Raw genomic sequence first — 15,013 nt, 5'->3', positions numbered from 1 at the left:
TCAGCGCTTCACGGCCCTCAGAACCACGAACTTCGGGTCCGACGCCACCACTTCACTGTTGCCGAACAGCCGTCGCAGCTTCACGTGGTACCCCAGGTGACGGTTGCCGATCACCCACAGTTCGCCGCCCCGGCGCAGGGTGCGCCGGGCGCCGGTGAACATGCGCCAGGCCGTGGCGTCGGTGGTCGCCTGATGGGAGTGGAAGGGCGGGTTGTTCAGGACCAGGTCGACGCTGCCGGCCGGTATGCCCGACAGGCCGTCGCCGACCCGGAACTCGGCGTGTCCGGGCACGTCGTTCTCCCGGTACGTGGCCTGCGCGGACGCCACCGCCTGGAACGACTCGTCCACGAACAGCACCTCGGCGCGCGGATCGGCCAGCGCCATCGCCGTACCGACGACGCCGTTGCCGCAGCCCAGGTCCACCACCCGTCCGCCGTCCTTGCCGGCGGGCAGGTGCTTCAGGAAGAAGCGGGTGCCGATGTCGAGGCGGTCGGCGCAGAAGACGCCGGCGTGGTTGACGACCGTCGCGCCCGACACCGGGCCGATGCCGTCGGGCAGCGTGTAGCGGTACGGCCAGGGGTTCGCGGGGCGCTCCCGCGCGGGGTCGGGCGTGCAGAGGATCAGCCGGGCCTTCTTCTCGGCGAGCGAGGTCCTGGTCGGGCCGAGGATCCGCTCGAAGAGGTCCAGCGTCGAGGTGTGGATCTCCTTCACCATGCCGGTGCCGACGACGACCGTGCCCTCGTGCACCGCCGGCGCCAGCCGCAGCAACTGGTCCTCCAGCAGCGCCAGGCTCTTCGGCACGCGGACGAGCAGGACGTCGATCCGGGCCGGCGGGGGATCCTGCGTGGTGAGCAGCCGTACCGCGCCCGGCTCGACGCCGTTGCGGGCCAGGTTCGCGCGGGTCGCCTCCTGCCCGAGCCAGGAGTCGGTGATCTGCGTCGGCCGGTGCGCGGCGAGCGCCGTCACCAGCGCGCCCCAGCGGTCGCCGACGACCACGACCGCGCCGGACAGCGGGACCCGCCGGTCGGCGAGATGCCTGAGGAGATATTCGTCGGACGCGTCCCAGGCCCGCAGCCTGTCCCTCGGGTCCTCGGGGAACCTGGCCAGCACCGGCTCGCCCCACGCGGTCGTCATACGGTCGTTCATCGTCCGACCAGGCTAGCCCAGCCGCAGCTCAGGCCGCGTCCGGCAGGATGGGAGGCATGGACACCGAGCTGTTCCCCCGGGCACGGAGCGAGATCGCGCCCGGCGCGGTGCACGTACCGGACTGGCTGGACGCGCGGGCGCAGCACGAGCTGCTGGAAGCGTGCCGGTGGGGGTCCCCCCGGTCGAGCGAAGCCGAGACTGGGGGAGGGCCCGCCCGCCCGCCGGACTGCGCACCGTCCGCACGCCCGGCGGCGGCACCATGACCGCCCGGCAGGTGTGCCTCGGGTGGCACTGGTACCCGTACGGCTACGCCCGCACCGTCGTCGACGGTGACGGCGCCCCGGTGAAACCCTTCCCCGGCCGGCTCGGCGAACTGGGCCGCCGTGCGGTGACCGACGCGCTGGGCGCGGACGCCGCGCGCGGTGCCGCGTACGACATCGCGCTCGTCAACTTCTACGACGGCGACGCCCGCATGGGCATGCACCGCGACAGCGACGAGAAGGCGGACGCGCCCGTGGTGTCGCTGAGCCTCGGCGACACCTGTGTCTTCCGCTTCGGCAACACGGCGACCCGGACCCGCCCCTGGACGGACGTGGAGCCGCGCAGCGGCGACCTGTTCGTCTTCGGCGGACCCTCCAGGCTCGCGTACCACGGCGTTCCCCGGGTGCGCGCGGGCACGGCACCGCCCGGGCTGGGACTGGCCGGAAGACTGAACCTCACGCTGCGGGTCAGTGGTCTGTAGTCCGTCTCCGGTTGCGGATCATGGGAGACTCGCGTTCATGAGCGGGAAGGCGGACCCCCGGCCGGCGGGGGAAGGGACCACCTCGAGGACGCGGCTGGACCGGGGGCGCGGCGCGCTCGGACCCGCGCTGGAGCTCGTGCACACCGGACGCGCGCCGACCCGCGCGGTGCTCACCGTCGAGCTGGGCGTGACCCGCGCGACGGCCGGCGCGGTCGCCGCCGAACTGGAGGCGCTCGGGCTGATCAGGGTGGACGCCCGGCCCGGCGCGGCGGCCGGTTCACAGGGACGTCCCTCGCACCGGCTCTCGGTCGCCGAGGACGGGCCCGTGGCGCTCGCCGCGCAGGTGCACGCCGACGGTTTCCGGGCGGCCCTGGTCGGGCTGGGCGGCCGTATCGTCGCCACGGCGCCCGGCTGCGAGGTCGTCGACGCCGACCCCGCGAAGGTGCTCGGCTCCGTCGTCGCGGCCGGCGCCGGACTGCTGGAGGAGACGGGGCGGCGGTGCGTGGGCGCCGGGCTCGCCGTGCCGTCGGCGGTGGCCGAACCGGAAGGGCTCGCCCTCAACCCCCTGCACCTGGCCTGGCCCGCGGGCGCCCCGGTGCGGGAGATCTTCGCCGAGCAGGTGCGCGCGGCCGGCCTGGACGGGCCCGCCTTCGCGGCCAACGACGTCAACCTCGCCGCCCTCGCCGAACACCGGCACGGCGCCGGGCGCGGCTCCCGCGACCTGCTGTGCGTGGCCACCGGCCACCGCGGGGTGGGGGGCGCGCTGGTGCTCGACGGCCGCCTGCACTCGGGCAGTTCGGGCCTCGCCCTGGAGGTCGGCCACCTCGCCGTCAACCCCGAGGGCCGCCCCTGCCACTGCGGCAGCCGGGGCTGCCTCGACGTCGAGGCGGACCCGCTGGCCCTGCTCACCGCGGCGGGCCGTGCGCCGGGCCCCGAGTTCTCCCTGCTGAAGCAGGCCGAGGACCTGATCCGCGGCCAGTACGACGACCCGGACGTGCGCACCGCCACCGAGTCCCTCATCGACCGCCTCGGCCTGGGCCTGGCCGGACTGGTGAACATCCTCAACCCGGACCGGATCATCCTCGGCGGACTGCACCGCACCCTGCTGGAGGCCGACCCGGACCGGCTGCGCGCCGTCGTCGCCGACCGCAGCCTGTGGGGCCGCAGTGGCGGCGTCCCCATCCTCCCCTGCACCCTGGACCACAACAGCCTGGTCGGCGCGGCGGAACTGGCCTGGCAGCCGGTGCTGGACGACCCTCTCGGGGCACTGGTGCGATAAGGCGGCCCGACCGACAGAAAGCGGAGTCATGACCGAGAAGCTCACCGTCAGCGTCCTGGGTACCGGCATCATGGGCGCGGCGATGGCCCGCAGCCTCCTGCGCGCCGGGCACACCGTACGGGCCTGGAACCGCACCCGCGCCAAGGCCGAACCGCTCGCCGCCGACGGCGCGCACATCGCCGGCACCCCCGCCGAGGCGGTCGAGTCCGCCGACGTGGTGCTGACCATGCTGTACGACGGCCCGGCCACCCTGGAGACGATGCGTCAGGCCGCGCCCGCCCTGCGCCGCGGGACCGTCTGGGCGCAGTCCACCACCGCGGGCGTCGAGGGCGTCGCCGAACTGGCCGGCTTCGCCCGCGAGCACGGCCTGCTCTTCTACGACGCCCCGGTCCTCGGCACCCGCCAGCCCGCCGAGGCCGGACAGCTCACCGTGCTCGCCGCCGGCCCCGCCGAGGGCCGCGACCGGGTGACCCCGGTGTTCGACGCGGTGGGCGCCCGCACCGTGTGGACCGGGGAGGACGGCGCCACGGCCGGCGCGACCCGCCTGAAGCTGGTCGCCAACAGCTGGGTGCTCGCCGCGACCACCGCCGCCGGTGAGGCCCTCGCCCTGGCCAAGGCCCTCGACGTCGCACCGGACGGCTTCCTCGACCTCATCGCCGGCGGCCCCCTCGACATGGGTTACCTGCACGCCAAGGCCGGGATGATCCTCGACGGGCGGCTGACCCCGGCCCAGTTCGCCGTGACGACCGCGGCGAAGGACGCCAGACTGATCGTGCGGGCCGGCGAGCAGCACGGCGTCCGCCTGGACGTGGCCGCCGCGAGCGCCGAACGGTTCGAGCGGGCCGACGCCCGGGGCCACGGCGACGAGGACATGGCCGCCGCCTACTACGCCAGCTTCGACGACGATCCCGCCACCTGACCGGCCGAGCAGCGAACACGAAGGAGTCCGTGGTGTCCAAGCCCCCGCTTCCCCCCGAGGCGCAGGAACTGCTGCGCAAGCCCAACCCCTGCGTCATGGCCACGCTGCGCTCCGACGGCGCGCCCGTGTCCACCCCCACCTGGTACCTGTGGGAGGACGGCCGCGCGCTGATCAACTTCGACGAGGGCCGGGTCCGCCTGAAGCACGTCCGCCGCGACCCCCGCGTCACCCTCACGGTCCTGGACGGCGACGGCTGGTACACCCACGTCACCCTGATCGGCCGGGTGACCGAGCTCTACGACGACGAGGACCTGGCCGACATCGACCGCCTCTCCCGCCACTACACCGGCAACCCGTACCCGGACCGGGAGCGGACGAGGGTCAGCGGCTGGCTCGAGGTCGAGCGCTGGCACGGCTGGGGCGCGATGAAGGACAGCGACCAGGCGGGCGGCTGACCACCGCCGCCCGACCGGACGGCCACGAGGTCCGGCTTCCCCGCGAAGGGGGTGACGCACGCTGCCCCGGCCCGCGCCCGACCGCTCCAGGACCCCCTTCGGGCGCGTGCCCGCACCACCGCTCAGAGGCGCCGCGCGTGCCGGTGGTCACGGGAGCCGAGTGCTCCTCGGCAGGACGCGGCCGTCCGTGTACTCCCCGCGAGGTACGCACAGTGCCGCCGGCCGTACGACGCCCCGGCTCCCCTCGCGGGGCGATGCTCGGAAGACGTCGCACAAGGTAGCGACGTGACGGCGCATCCGAGGAGATGGACGATCATGCAGACCCTGGCGCACTTCGGCGACGGCGGGCCCGGCCCGTGGATCCTGTTCTTCCCCCTGATCTGGGCCCTGGTCATCGGCGGCGGTGTCGCCCTGCTGCGCCGCACGGTGGGGCGCGGGCACCGTGGTACCGGCCCCGGACGGTTCACGGCGGAGGACAACTCGCTCCTCGCGGTGCTCGGCCACCGCTTCGCCTCCGGTGAGATCGACGAGGACGAGTACTGGCGCCGGTCGTCGGTCCTGGAGGAGCAGTTCGGCCGACGTGGTGAGAGGGGTGGACGTTGACCGGCACGACCTCCGGCGCGGGGCGGGACGGGGCGCGCGACCCGGGGCGCGGGGTGCCTCCCGGGCCTGTACGGCACCGGAGGAGGCACGATCGCCCGCGGGTGCGGCGCCGGTCAGCCGGGGACGGCGGAGCGGGCGGGGGCCCGTTCGGCGTGGTGGTCCTCGGTGGTGTGTTCCACGAGGGCGATCTCCGCGAAGCGGTGGCCGGCGGGCTCGTCGGCCGTGATCCGCGGTTGCCGGTCCCATGCGGGCGCGGCGGGCGCGGACGGTGTCGGCAGGGTGAACCACACGATCTTGCCGGACTCGCCGTCCGGCACCGCGCCCCAGCTCTCGCTCATCGCGGCGATCATCGCCAGCCCGCGCCCGCACGTGGCGAGCGGGCTCGCGTCCGCCATGACCGGCAGGCGCGGGTCGTGGTCGTGCACCGACACCTTGAGCCGGTCGAGCAGCAGCTCGATCTCGACGGTGCAGGTCTTGTCGGGCCGGGCGTGCCGGTGGACGTTGGACAACAGCTCCGTCACACCGAGCGATGCCCGGTCTATCAACGAGTCCATATGCCAGTAACGCAACTGCGCAGATACGATTCTGCGGACTTGGCCGATCCGCGACGGCAGGGCTTGGAGCTCCACCGCGCAGTGCCTGCTTGGGTGAGTGATCACGGCTGCGACTCCCCGACGTGAGGTCCGGAAGAACACGGAAGACGGATCCAGCAGGGCGCCTGCGTGACACTGCCGCCTGCTGTCGTGGCCGGCGGGCTGGTTCGCAGCGTTATCGCCGGTAAACCCAGAGTGACGTGAGACCAGCGTGACGTACGAGGCGAAGTGACGCAAGTCACGGACATCTCAGGCGCCGCGCCCCGACGCCCGGCGCACGGCCTCGATGAAACGGCTGGCGGCAGGCGGGCCGGGTTCACCCGGCGCGGGGTCGTGATCGCCCAGAGTCAGCGAGTACCGGTTGCCGTTGAGGTCCGCGAGCGCCCGGTCCTCGGGTGCGAACCAGGGCCTGGACGCCCGCACCGCCTGCACCGGCGCGCTGTCGATCTCGCTGCCGTAGCTGGTGAGCAGCTCCAGCCGGCCCTCGCTGATCCGGACCTGGCCGGCCCGGGTGAGCGAACGCAGCCGCTTGCCGATCCGCACGCCCGTGGCCGTGAACTCCGGCTCCGCCATGCCACCCGCCCCCTTGTGCGCGTCGGTGTGCCGGACCGTGCTCCACGGGCCGGCTCCTGCCCAGCTCCAGTGTGCCCCCGTACGGGGCCCTGCTCACGCCGGTGCAGTCTGCCCGCACCGGCCGTCGAGCACCAGTGCGCGCGCCACCGTTCCCCGGGGCCCGGGGTGCACTCGCGCCAATGCGCCCCCCTGTCGCCACGTTGCGCGCCCCAGGGCGCCTTTGAGCGGCTCAAAGGAGTGTTTATGCAGGTGAGAGGTGGTGCGGATGGTGTTTATGATCGGGGTACCGGCAGCGCGGTACGCCGTCGGTGCTCAGCGTAAGGAGCCCTGCCGTGAGCACTCCCCGACAGACCCTGACCGGTGCCACCCTCGACGTCGACCACAGCGACGCCGCCTACCGGGCCTGGCTGAAAGAGGCCGTGCGCAGGGTGCAGGCCGACGCCAACCGCTCGGCCGACACCCATCTGCTGCGCTTTCCGCTGCCCGAGCGGTGGGGCGTCGACCTCTACCTGAAGGACGAGTCGACCCACCCCACCGGCAGCCTCAAACACCGGCTGGCCCGCTCGCTCTTCCTCTACGGGCTGTGCAACGGCTGGATCCGTCCGGGCCGCCCGGTGATCGAGGCGTCCAGCGGTTCCACGGCCGTGTCGGAGGCGTACTTCGCGAAGCTGATCGGCGTGCCCTTCATCGCCGTCATGCCGCGCACGACGAGTGCCGAGAAGTGCCGCCTGATCGAGTTCCACGGCGGTCGGTGCCACTTCGTGGACGACCCCCGCACCATGTACGAGGCGTCCGCCGCCCTCGCGGCGGAGACCGGCGGCCACTACATGGACCAGTTCACCTACGCCGAGCGGGCCACCGACTGGCGGGGCAACAACAACATCGCCGAATCGATCTTCCGCCAGCTGGAGCTGGAGCGGTTCCCGGAACCCGCGTGGATCGTCGCCACGGCCGGCACCGGCGGCACCTCGGCGACCCTCGCGCGCTACGTCCACTACATGCAGTACGACACCCGCGTCTGTGTCGCCGACCCGGAGAACTCGTGTTTCTTCCAGGGCTGGACCACCGGCGATCCGGGCGTCGCCTGCGACCGCGGCTCCCGGATCGAGGGCATCGGACGGCCCCGTATGGAGCCGAGCTTCGTACCCGGCGCGATCGACCGGATGATGAAGGTGCCCGACGCGGCCGGCATCGCCGCGGTGCGGGCCCTGGAGCGGGCCATCGGCCGCAAGGCGGGGGGCTCCACCGGCACCGGGCTGTGGAGCGCGCTCAAGATCGTCGCGGAGATGGTGGCGGACGGGCGGCGGGGAAGCGTGGTGACGCTGCTGTGCGACCCGGGGGACCGGTACCTGGACAAGTACTACTCGGACGCCTGGCTGTCCGGCCAGGGCCTGGACATCGCGCCGTACACGGCGGCGATCGACTCCCTGCTGCGGACCGGGGTCTGGGCCGCCTGACGGCTACCCCGCCAGGCGGCGGTCCAGAGCGGCCGGCGCGTTGCGGAAGGTCTGGCCCAGCCCCGGGCGCGCGGCCCTCAGCGCGAGCCGGAAGGCCGCCGTGCCGTCGGCTGCGAAGGTCCACCGGACCCGTGTGCCCGACCCGGCCGGGGTGAGCAGCCACTCCTCGGCCATGGCCCGGGCGCCCGGCGTGTTCGTCACGTCGACGCGATAGGCGTACACCTCGGGCTCCCTGGCCACCAGGACCGTCTCACGGAACCGGGCGCCGCCCCGGAGCCGGATCTCACGCCCCGCCCCGTCGTCGAGGGGGCGGGCCGGCGTGACCGGCCCGAACCATTCCGTCCAGCCGCTCACGTCCCGGCGAGAGCACGGTGGACCCGCTCCGGTGCGGCGGTGATCTCCCGCCCGAAGACCAGTCGTACGGGTGCCGTTGCCGCGAACTCGTGCCCCACGGGGCGCAGACGGTGGGCCATGGACACAACCTCCTTGACATACACCGGACTTGACCGCATGCGGGCGCACCGCGGACGACGGGCCCGTCAGAGGTCCGCGGTCTCCTCCGGCTCGCCCGCCACCACCAGCCGCCGCAGATGCTCGGACACCTCCGCGCGTGCCCCCGCGGGCAGCCCGGAATCCGTCACCAGGGTGTCGACCTGCTCCAGGGACGCGAACGAACTCAACCCCACCGTGCCCCACTTGGTGTGGTCGGCGACCACGACCACCCGCCGGGCCGACTGCACCAGACGCCGGTTGGTCTCCGCCTCCGCGAGGTTCGGCGTGGACAGCCCCGCCTCCACCGATATCCCGTGCACCCCGAGGAACAGCAGGTCGAAGTGGAGCGCCGCGATCGCCTGGTCGGCCACCGGCCCCACCAGTGAGTCGGACGGCGTGCGCACCCCGCCGGTCAGGACGACCGTGGCCGCGCCCTGCCGGGTCCCCGACGTGCGCTGCGCCGCGTGGAACACATCGGCCACCCGTACCGAGTTGGTGACCACCGTGAGGTCCGGGACGTCCACCAGCCGGTGCGCCAGCGCGAAGGTCGTCGTACCGCCCGACAGCGCGATCGCCGCGCCGGGGGAGACCAGTTCGGCCGCCGCCCGCGCGATGTCCTCCTTGGCGGTCGGCTCCAGGCCCGACTTGGCCTCGAACCCGGGCTCGTGCGTGCTCGCCTCCACCACCGGGACCGCGCCGCCGTGCACCTTCTCCAGCACGCCCTGCCGGGCCAGTGCGTCCAGGTCGCGGCGGACCGTCATGTCCGACACGCCGAGCTTGCGGGTCAGCTCGTTGACCCGGACCCCGCCCCGGCGCCGGACCTCGTCGAGGATCAGGGTGCGCCGCTGCTCCGCGAGCAGGTTCTGATTCTCGCTCACGTACGCTCCGGTCCTTTCGCCGCAAACCGTCCGACACGCCCCGCACCCTCTGCGACGAGCAGGTTTCCGACCGTCATCGGTGCGCGGACGTCCCATCCTCGCATGCCGTGCCCCGCGCGGCGCCATCGATGATTCGTCGCGCGCATGTCACTGATGGTCCACATGTCGCTTGCTTGCCCCACGGATCGGGGAGACTACGTGACGAGAGGTGTGAGCCGTTCCGGTACGGGAGATCCTGTGCCCGCACGGACGGAGCCGACGGGGCGTCACGGGGGAAGTGCGGATCAGTGGAGAACGCGCAGCGGCACGGACCGGCCGAGGGCACCGACGGGACCGCCCTGGAACTCCTGGTCCACGGGGTGGGCGGCACCACCCCCCAGGAGATGCTCGACGACCCGCGCACGGTCCGGATCACCGGTGACGACATCGCCGCCGTGTTCCGCCGCGCCGACGACGCCGACGCGGAGCACCGGCCCGCCGGACGGCGCGAGGGGCCCGTCCCCGAGGCCTACGTCTGGTGCAACCTCACCTCCGGGAACGGCACCCGCGCCCTGTGGCTGCTGCTGCTCCCCTTCATGGTGGTCAACCTCGCCCACTGGATGCGCCCCACCGCCCACGGCCGCCGGCGCGCGGTCCGGCTGTACGGGCTGCTGGTGCGGCTGGCCGCACTGAGCCTGACGGTGCTGCTCGTCGCGGCCGTCTGCGAGGTCGCCCTCGACCTGGCCGCCTGGCAGTGCGCGGGCACGCGCGCGTGCGCCGAACGGCACTCCTGGCTCGGCTTCCTCTCGCCCGTGATGTCCGACGGCGGCTGGTGGAGCGCGCCGGGCCGCAGGCTGGCGCTCGCCGCCCTGGTGCCGGCCGCCCTCACCGGCCTGCTGTGGTTCCTGTCCCTGCGCACCTGGAGCGCGTACGAGTCCCAGCAGCCGATGACCCACGACCCCGAGCCCGAGGAGGACGGCGGGCGCGCCGCACTGGGCCGGCCCGGCTTCTGGTACGGCCGGCGCCTGGTCGCCCGGCTGCGCGCCGCGCACACCGCCGCGGGACTGCTCACCGTCGCCGCCGCGGTCGGCTCCGCCGCCGCCCGCCACGACCGCGAGCCGGGCGGCCCGGCCGTCCTGGCCGTCCTCGGTGTGCTCCTGGAGGCGGCACTGGCCGCCGGGGCGTGCGCCGTGGTGGGGGTGGTGTGCCGCCGGGGCCGCTCCGAACGCCGGCTGGACGCCGGACTCGACCGGCGCCTGGTACGGTACCTGCCGCTCGCCGCGCTCGTCCTGCTCGCCCTCACCCTGCTCTACGCCGGGTGGGAGCGCCCCGGCTGGGAGTCGGCGGGCAGGCTGCCGGGCGACGCCACCTTCGGTGCCCTCGCCCTCGTCCAGGGCCTGCTGGTGATCGTGCTCGCCGGAGTCGCCCGCAGCCTGCACCGCACCGCCCCGGACCGGCGCGCCGCGATGCGGGGCCTGGCCGGACCGGCGGTCGCCATGCTCGCCTGCGCGCTGGGCGGCGTGATGTCCGGCGGTGTCTCCCAGCGGGTCTCCGACTGGCTGGACGGCACCGGGACCTCGATCCCCGGCCCGCCCGTGCTGCTCACCTGGCAGGCGTCCGTCATCCCGCCGCTGCTCGTCCTGGTGCTGCTGCTGTGCGGTTGGCTCGCCCGGCGCGCCTGGCGGCTCGCACGCGCGGAGCGCGCCGCCGTGGAACGCGAGTACCCCGGCGAGACGGGCGACCCCGGCCGCACCCGCCGTATCGCCTCCGTGCGCGCCATGGCCACGCTCACCGACCGCGCGCCGCGCGTCCTCGCCGTCACCTCCGCCGCGACCCTGCTGCTGGGCGCCGGTGCCCTCGTCGGCGCCCTGACCACCGACAGGACACCCGGCGAGGCCGCCCGGGGCTCGTACGCCGTCGTCCATGGCGCCGCCGAGACCGCGCAGGCGCTGGGCTCCTGGCTGATCGGACTCGGCTTCGTCCTCCTCGTCGCCTCGGGCCGCCGCGCCTACAAGGACGCCTCCGCGCGGCGCACCATCGGCATCCTGTGGGACGTCGGCACCTTCTGGCCGCGCGCCGCGCACCCCTTCGCGCCGCCCTGCTACGCCGAGCGCGCGGTGCCCGACCTGACCTGGCGGATCGCCACCTGGACCCGGGCCACCGGCGGCCGGCTGGTGATCTCCGGCCACTCCCAGGGCAGCGTCCTCGCCGCCGCCACGGCCTGGCAGCTCGCGCCGTCCACCCGCAGACGCGTCGCGCTGCTGACCTACGGCTCCCCGCTGGAGCGGCTGTACGGCCGCTGGTTCCCGGCCCACTTCGGCCCGGACGCGCTCACCTCCCTGCACCGGGAGGTCGACTGCTGGCGCAACCTCCACCGGCGCACCGACCCCATCGGCGGACCGATGCGGCTGCCCGGCGACTGCGGCCCCGCCGTGGACCGCCCCGCCCTCCAGGACCCCCTCGCCTACGGCCGCACCGAGGCCCACCCCCTGCCCGCGCCGATCCTCGGCCACTCCGACTACCAGGCCGACCCGGCGTTCGCCGAGGAACGGCACCGGCTGCTCGCCCGTCTGCGTCCCGGGGTACCGGCGCCCCGGCACACGGAGGAGCCCGACGGCGCTCAGGACAGCGCGGGCAGGTCCTCGGCGTAGAGGAGGGTCAGGTCGTCGGTGGTCGGCTCGTCGAGCTGGGCCACCCGGCTCGCGTGTCGCTCGACCATCGCCTCGAAGGTCTGCCGCGCGGTGCGCCCGTTGCCGAACGCGGGCCCCTTGGGGATGTCGGTGAAGTACGCGAGCAGAGCCTCGTCGGCGCCCGGCGCCAGCCGGTACTCGTGTTCCTCGGCCTGCTGCCGCACGATCCGCAGCAGCTCCTCGGGGCCGTAGTCGCCGAAGGTGATCGTCCGTGAGAAACGGGACGCCACACCCGGGTTGACCGACAGGAACCGCTCCATCTCGGCCGTGTAGCCGGCCACGATCACCACCACCGCGTCCCGCTGGTCCTCCATCAGCTTCACCAGCGTGTCGATGGCCTCCTTGCCGAAGTCGCGCCCGGCGTCCTGAGGGGAGAGCGCGTACGCCTCGTCGATGAACAGCACACCGCCGCGCGCCTTCTCGAACGCCTCCTGGGTGCGGATCGCGGTGGAGCCGATGTGCTCGCCGACCAGGTCGACCCGGGACACCTCGACCAGATGCCCCTGCTCCAGCACCCCGAGCGAGGCGAGGATCTCGCCGTACAGACGGGCCACGGTGGTCTTGCCGGTGCCGGGGGAGCCGGTGAACACCAGATGCCGCTTGACCGACGCCGCCTTCAGGCCCGCCCGCTGCCGGCGCCGGCCCACCTCGATCATGTCGGTGAGGGCGCGCACCTCGCGCTTGACGCTCTCCAGGCCCACCAGCGCGTCGAGTTCCCCGAGCACGGCCTTGGAGGTGCGGGTCTGCGGCTCAGGGGCGGGGACGGGGGGTGCCGGCTCGGCCGTGCGGGCGGCGGGAACGGAGCTCAGCAGGCCGGTGGTGTGGCTCACCGTCCGCACGGCGGCCGGCTCCGGTGCCGCCGCCGGCTTCGGGCTCCCGCTCTCGTCGCTGGTGCAGTCCTCCACGACGGGACCGCCCGAACCGGACGCCGCGTCGCCCTCGGCGAACTCGTACCCACCGCGCGCGCAGCGCTCCGTACGGCACCTCCGCAGCGTCGTACGGCTGCCGTCGATCACATGGAAGCCGTAGCCGCCGCTGCCCGTGACCCGGCAGTTCACGAAGGTTCCGCGGCCGCCGGCCGAGACGTAGACACCGGCCTCGGCGGGGGAGCCGACGGTGCAGCGTTCGACGGTCGGGTCGGCGCCCTTGGTGACGATCACGCCGGTCTGCACGTCGTCCAGGGAACAGTTGTCGAGGGTGCCGCCGCTGCCGTGGTCGCGGAACCAGGCGCCCGTCGCCGCCTCCCGGATCCGGCAGTCGTCGAGCTGCGCGGTGGCGCCGTCGCTCACCGACACGGCCGTGTTGCGCACCTGCGTCAGATCGCTGTCGACGACGTCCGCGCGGGAACCGCGGTCGAGCACGAACAGGGCGTCCGGCACGTCGTGCACCCGGCAGGAGTCCAGTACGGCGGTGGCGCCGTCGCTCACCCACACCGCGGGGTAGTCACCGGTGCTGTCGAAGATCTCGCACTGGTTGGCGTCCACGCGGGTGCCCGGGTCCCACACCGACAGACCGTTGCGGCCGAACCGCCGCACGCTGGTGCGGGTCAGCGTGAGCACCGAACGGGACCGCAGGTCGACCGCGTTCTCCGGGATGTCGTGGATCCGGCAGTCGGCCAGCGTCAGCACCGCGTCCGTGTCGAGCGTGACGCCGTCCCCGGTCGTCCGGTGCACATCGCAGTCGGTGAGGTGCGCGGTGGCGCGGCCGGTGACCTGGACACCGCTGCCCCGCACCTCGTAGACCTCGCAACCCACCGCCTCCAGCGCCGAGTTCTCCCCGGTCACGGTCAGTCCCGAGCCCGAGGCGTGATGCACCCGGCAGCGCTCGAGGCGCGGATGGGCGCCACCGCGCACCGCGACCCCCGCCTGCCCCGCGGCGACCACCTCGCACTCCTCGAACACCCCGCCCCCGCCGTCCAGTACGGCGATGCCGGCGCCCGCCGGATTGTCGACCGTGCAGCGGCGCACCGTGGGCCGGGCGCCACCGCGCACCTCGATGCCGGCCGCGGACCGGGTGACCACGCGTATGTCGCGCAGCTCCGGGGTGCCACCCTCGACCAGCACGGCCGGGGCGGTGGCGTCCTGCCCCTCCACGTGCAGGTCCTGGACCACCGCCGAGGCGCGCACGGTCAGCGGAACGCCGTCCGGGGGCGCGATGCGCACCGAGCCGGGTGAGCCCTCGGGGCCGCGCAGGGTCACCGCCCGCTGCACGACGAGGTTCTCCCGGTAGGTCCCGGGAGCGACGGTGAGGACGTCGCCCTCGGCCGCGGCCTCCAGGGCGGCGGCGAGCGATGCGTACTCACCCGTGCGGCGCCGCCACCTCGATGTGCCGGTGTGCGTCACCTGGACCGTGCCCTGTGCCATGGCGTAGCTGTGCCCCCACCTTGTCGTACGTGGCTCGTTCGCGCGCGTGTTGCCGCCGATCGGTTCGGCCGGACCACCGTAGCGTGCGCGCGGGCACCGGGTTGACCGGAGCCGGAACGTCGGTCAGCTGCCGGTCCCGGTCCTGCCCCAGTCCGGGCCCGCCTTCTCCCACGCCCGGTCCCAACGCGCGTACCGGCGGCGGACCATGCGCCGGACGGCCAGCCGTCTGAAGCCCTCGGCGAGGGCCGCGGTCGCCAGGGCGGCGCCGAGGCCGGCGAGCACGGCGTGCGTCGTGGCCGTCGCGGTGTCCAGGGGCCGGGCCACCGTTCTCCCGTGCCCGTCGGTCCATATCCGGAAGCGGTCGCCCGGGCGGGGGTCCTTCAGGCGGGTCGGTACCGGCCCGCTCCGCTCGGTGCCGTCCGGCGCGGTCCAGTGGGCGAGGACGCGGTGGGGCGGATCCCCGCCGGCGGACGTCTCCGGGTCGCCGGCCGACGGGGACGGATCGAGCTCGCGCACCACCGTGGCCGTCACCAGGTGCCGGGACTGGTGCTGTGCGCGGACGGAACGCTGCAGGACGTCCTGGGCGGCGCCTCCGACGAGGACGCCGGCCACCGGTGCGGCGACGAGGACGAGCAGCAGCGCCGTGAACGCCACCCAGGCCTCGGCCAGGTCGGTCCCGCGGCACAACGGGTTGTGCCGCCAGCGCCAGAGTCCGCTGATCGCTCGCACGGTCCGCGCCCCCTTCCCCCCGCGGGTCCTTTCACGGATCTCTCGTGAAAGGCCAACGCACGGGCCCGGGGCCCGGTTCCCGCGCCCGCGAGGGGAACCGCGGGGCCGCGGACCC

Annotated in this window: 12 protein-coding genes and 2 pseudogenes; 7 read left to right on the top strand and 7 right to left on the bottom strand. The window is 74.2% G+C overall.

Going from position 1 to position 15,013, the window contains the following annotated elements; genetic code table 11:
* On the bottom strand, positions 1 to 1,134 hold the full coding sequence (locus tag ACF1DX_RS16715) for a methyltransferase (RefSeq protein WP_391791900.1): 1,134 nt from the start codon (positions 1,132 to 1,134) through the stop codon (positions 1 to 3).
* A 68-nt stretch (positions 1,135 to 1,202) separates the two neighbouring features.
* Between ACF1DX_RS16715 and ACF1DX_RS16710 the strand changes: the two are divergent.
* The 5 genes and pseudogenes from ACF1DX_RS16710 to ACF1DX_RS16690 all read left to right on the top strand — a co-directional run bounded on the left by ACF1DX_RS16710 (position 1,203) and on the right by ACF1DX_RS16690 (position 5,144).
* Positions 1,203 to 1,888, top strand: a pseudogene (locus ACF1DX_RS16710) (alpha-ketoglutarate-dependent dioxygenase AlkB family protein).
* Positions 1,889 to 1,925: 37 nt separating this feature from the next.
* The gene (locus tag ACF1DX_RS16705) at positions 1,926 to 3,167 is read left to right on the top strand and encodes an ROK family protein (RefSeq protein WP_391791899.1); all 1,242 of its coding nucleotides are present in this window, start codon (positions 1,926 to 1,928) and stop codon (positions 3,165 to 3,167) included.
* A 28-nt stretch (positions 3,168 to 3,195) separates the two neighbouring features.
* Entirely contained in the window at positions 3,196 to 4,086 is an 891-nt protein-coding gene (locus tag ACF1DX_RS16700) for an NAD(P)-dependent oxidoreductase (protein WP_391791898.1), read from the top strand.
* A 32-nt stretch (positions 4,087 to 4,118) separates the two neighbouring features.
* The gene (locus ACF1DX_RS16695; RefSeq protein ID WP_391791897.1) at positions 4,119 to 4,541 is read left to right on the top strand and encodes a PPOX class F420-dependent oxidoreductase; all 423 of its coding nucleotides are present in this window, start codon (positions 4,119 to 4,121) and stop codon (positions 4,539 to 4,541) included.
* Between the two features lie 315 nt (positions 4,542 to 4,856).
* The gene (locus ACF1DX_RS16690; RefSeq protein ID WP_391791896.1) at positions 4,857 to 5,144 is read left to right on the top strand and encodes an SHOCT domain-containing protein; all 288 of its coding nucleotides are present in this window, start codon (positions 4,857 to 4,859) and stop codon (positions 5,142 to 5,144) included.
* A 113-nt stretch (positions 5,145 to 5,257) separates the two neighbouring features.
* Here the strand turns inward: ACF1DX_RS16690 and ACF1DX_RS16685 are convergent, their stop codons facing one another.
* Positions 5,258 to 5,803: an ATP-binding protein gene (locus tag ACF1DX_RS16685; protein ID WP_391791895.1), complete on the bottom strand. Its 546-nt coding sequence runs from the start codon at positions 5,801 to 5,803 to the stop codon at positions 5,258 to 5,260.
* 183 nt (positions 5,804 to 5,986) lie between these two features.
* Positions 5,987 to 6,310 carry a hypothetical protein gene (locus ACF1DX_RS16680; protein ID WP_030865918.1) on the bottom strand — a complete coding sequence of 108 codons (324 nt, stop codon included), beginning with the start codon at positions 6,308 to 6,310 and terminating at the stop codon, positions 5,987 to 5,989.
* A 332-nt stretch (positions 6,311 to 6,642) separates the two neighbouring features.
* Between ACF1DX_RS16680 and ACF1DX_RS16675 the strand changes: the two genes are divergently transcribed.
* A complete protein-coding gene (locus tag ACF1DX_RS16675; protein WP_391791894.1) occupies positions 6,643 to 7,767 on the top strand; it encodes a PLP-dependent cysteine synthase family protein in 1,125 nt (374 codons plus the stop codon).
* Between the two features lie 3 nt (positions 7,768 to 7,770).
* On the opposite strand, the pseudogene ACF1DX_RS16670 reads toward ACF1DX_RS16675, so the two are convergent.
* Positions 7,771 to 8,240: pseudogene (locus ACF1DX_RS16670) on the bottom strand (SRPBCC family protein).
* Between the two features lie 66 nt (positions 8,241 to 8,306).
* On the bottom strand, positions 8,307 to 9,137 hold the full coding sequence (locus ACF1DX_RS16665) for a DeoR/GlpR family DNA-binding transcription regulator (RefSeq protein ID WP_391791893.1): 831 nt from the start codon (positions 9,135 to 9,137) through the stop codon (positions 8,307 to 8,309).
* Between the two features lie 287 nt (positions 9,138 to 9,424).
* Between ACF1DX_RS16665 and ACF1DX_RS16660 the strand changes: the two genes are divergently transcribed.
* On the top strand, positions 9,425 to 11,767 hold the full coding sequence (locus ACF1DX_RS16660) for a hypothetical protein (protein WP_391791892.1): 2,343 nt from the start codon (positions 9,425 to 9,427) through the stop codon (positions 11,765 to 11,767).
* On the opposite strand, the gene ACF1DX_RS16655 is transcribed toward ACF1DX_RS16660, so the two are convergent.
* Together ACF1DX_RS16655 and ACF1DX_RS16650 are read right to left on the bottom strand one after the other, a co-directional pair.
* Positions 11,737 to 14,169: a right-handed parallel beta-helix repeat-containing protein gene (locus ACF1DX_RS16655; protein ID WP_391791891.1), complete on the bottom strand. Its 2,433-nt coding sequence runs from the start codon at positions 14,167 to 14,169 to the stop codon at positions 11,737 to 11,739. The genes ACF1DX_RS16660 and ACF1DX_RS16655 overlap by 31 nt on opposite strands.
* Before the next feature lie 123 nt (positions 14,170 to 14,292).
* Positions 14,293 to 14,898: a hypothetical protein gene (locus ACF1DX_RS16650; RefSeq protein ID WP_391791890.1), complete on the bottom strand. Its 606-nt coding sequence runs from the start codon at positions 14,896 to 14,898 to the stop codon at positions 14,293 to 14,295.
* Between the last annotated feature and the right edge of the window lie 115 nt (positions 14,899 to 15,013).

Source organism: Streptomyces sp. NPDC014676 (genome assembly GCF_043084105.1).
In the GTDB taxonomy this organism is placed as follows: domain Bacteria; phylum Actinomycetota; class Actinomycetes; order Streptomycetales; family Streptomycetaceae; genus Streptomyces.
This window is presented reverse-complemented; position numbering and strand designations above follow the sequence as displayed.

Excerpts from the sequence above, each read along its gene's own strand:
- ACF1DX_RS16715 (WP_391791900.1), bottom strand. The coding sequence starts at position 1,134 with ATGACGACCGCGTGGGGCGAGCCGGTGCTGGCCAGGTTCCCCGAGGAC.
- ACF1DX_RS16705 (WP_391791899.1), top strand. The coding sequence starts at position 1,926 with ATGAGCGGGAAGGCGGACCCCCGGCCGGCGGGGGAAGGGACCACCTCG.
- ACF1DX_RS16700 (WP_391791898.1), top strand. The coding sequence starts at position 3,196 with ATGACCGAGAAGCTCACCGTCAGCGTCCTGGGTACCGGCATCATGGGC.
- ACF1DX_RS16690 (WP_391791896.1), top strand. The coding sequence starts at position 4,857 with ATGCAGACCCTGGCGCACTTCGGCGACGGCGGGCCCGGCCCGTGGATC.
- ACF1DX_RS16680 (WP_030865918.1), bottom strand. The coding sequence starts at position 6,310 with ATGGCGGAGCCGGAGTTCACGGCCACGGGCGTGCGGATCGGCAAGCGG.
- ACF1DX_RS16655 (WP_391791891.1), bottom strand. The coding sequence starts at position 14,169 with ATGGCACAGGGCACGGTCCAGGTGACGCACACCGGCACATCGAGGTGG.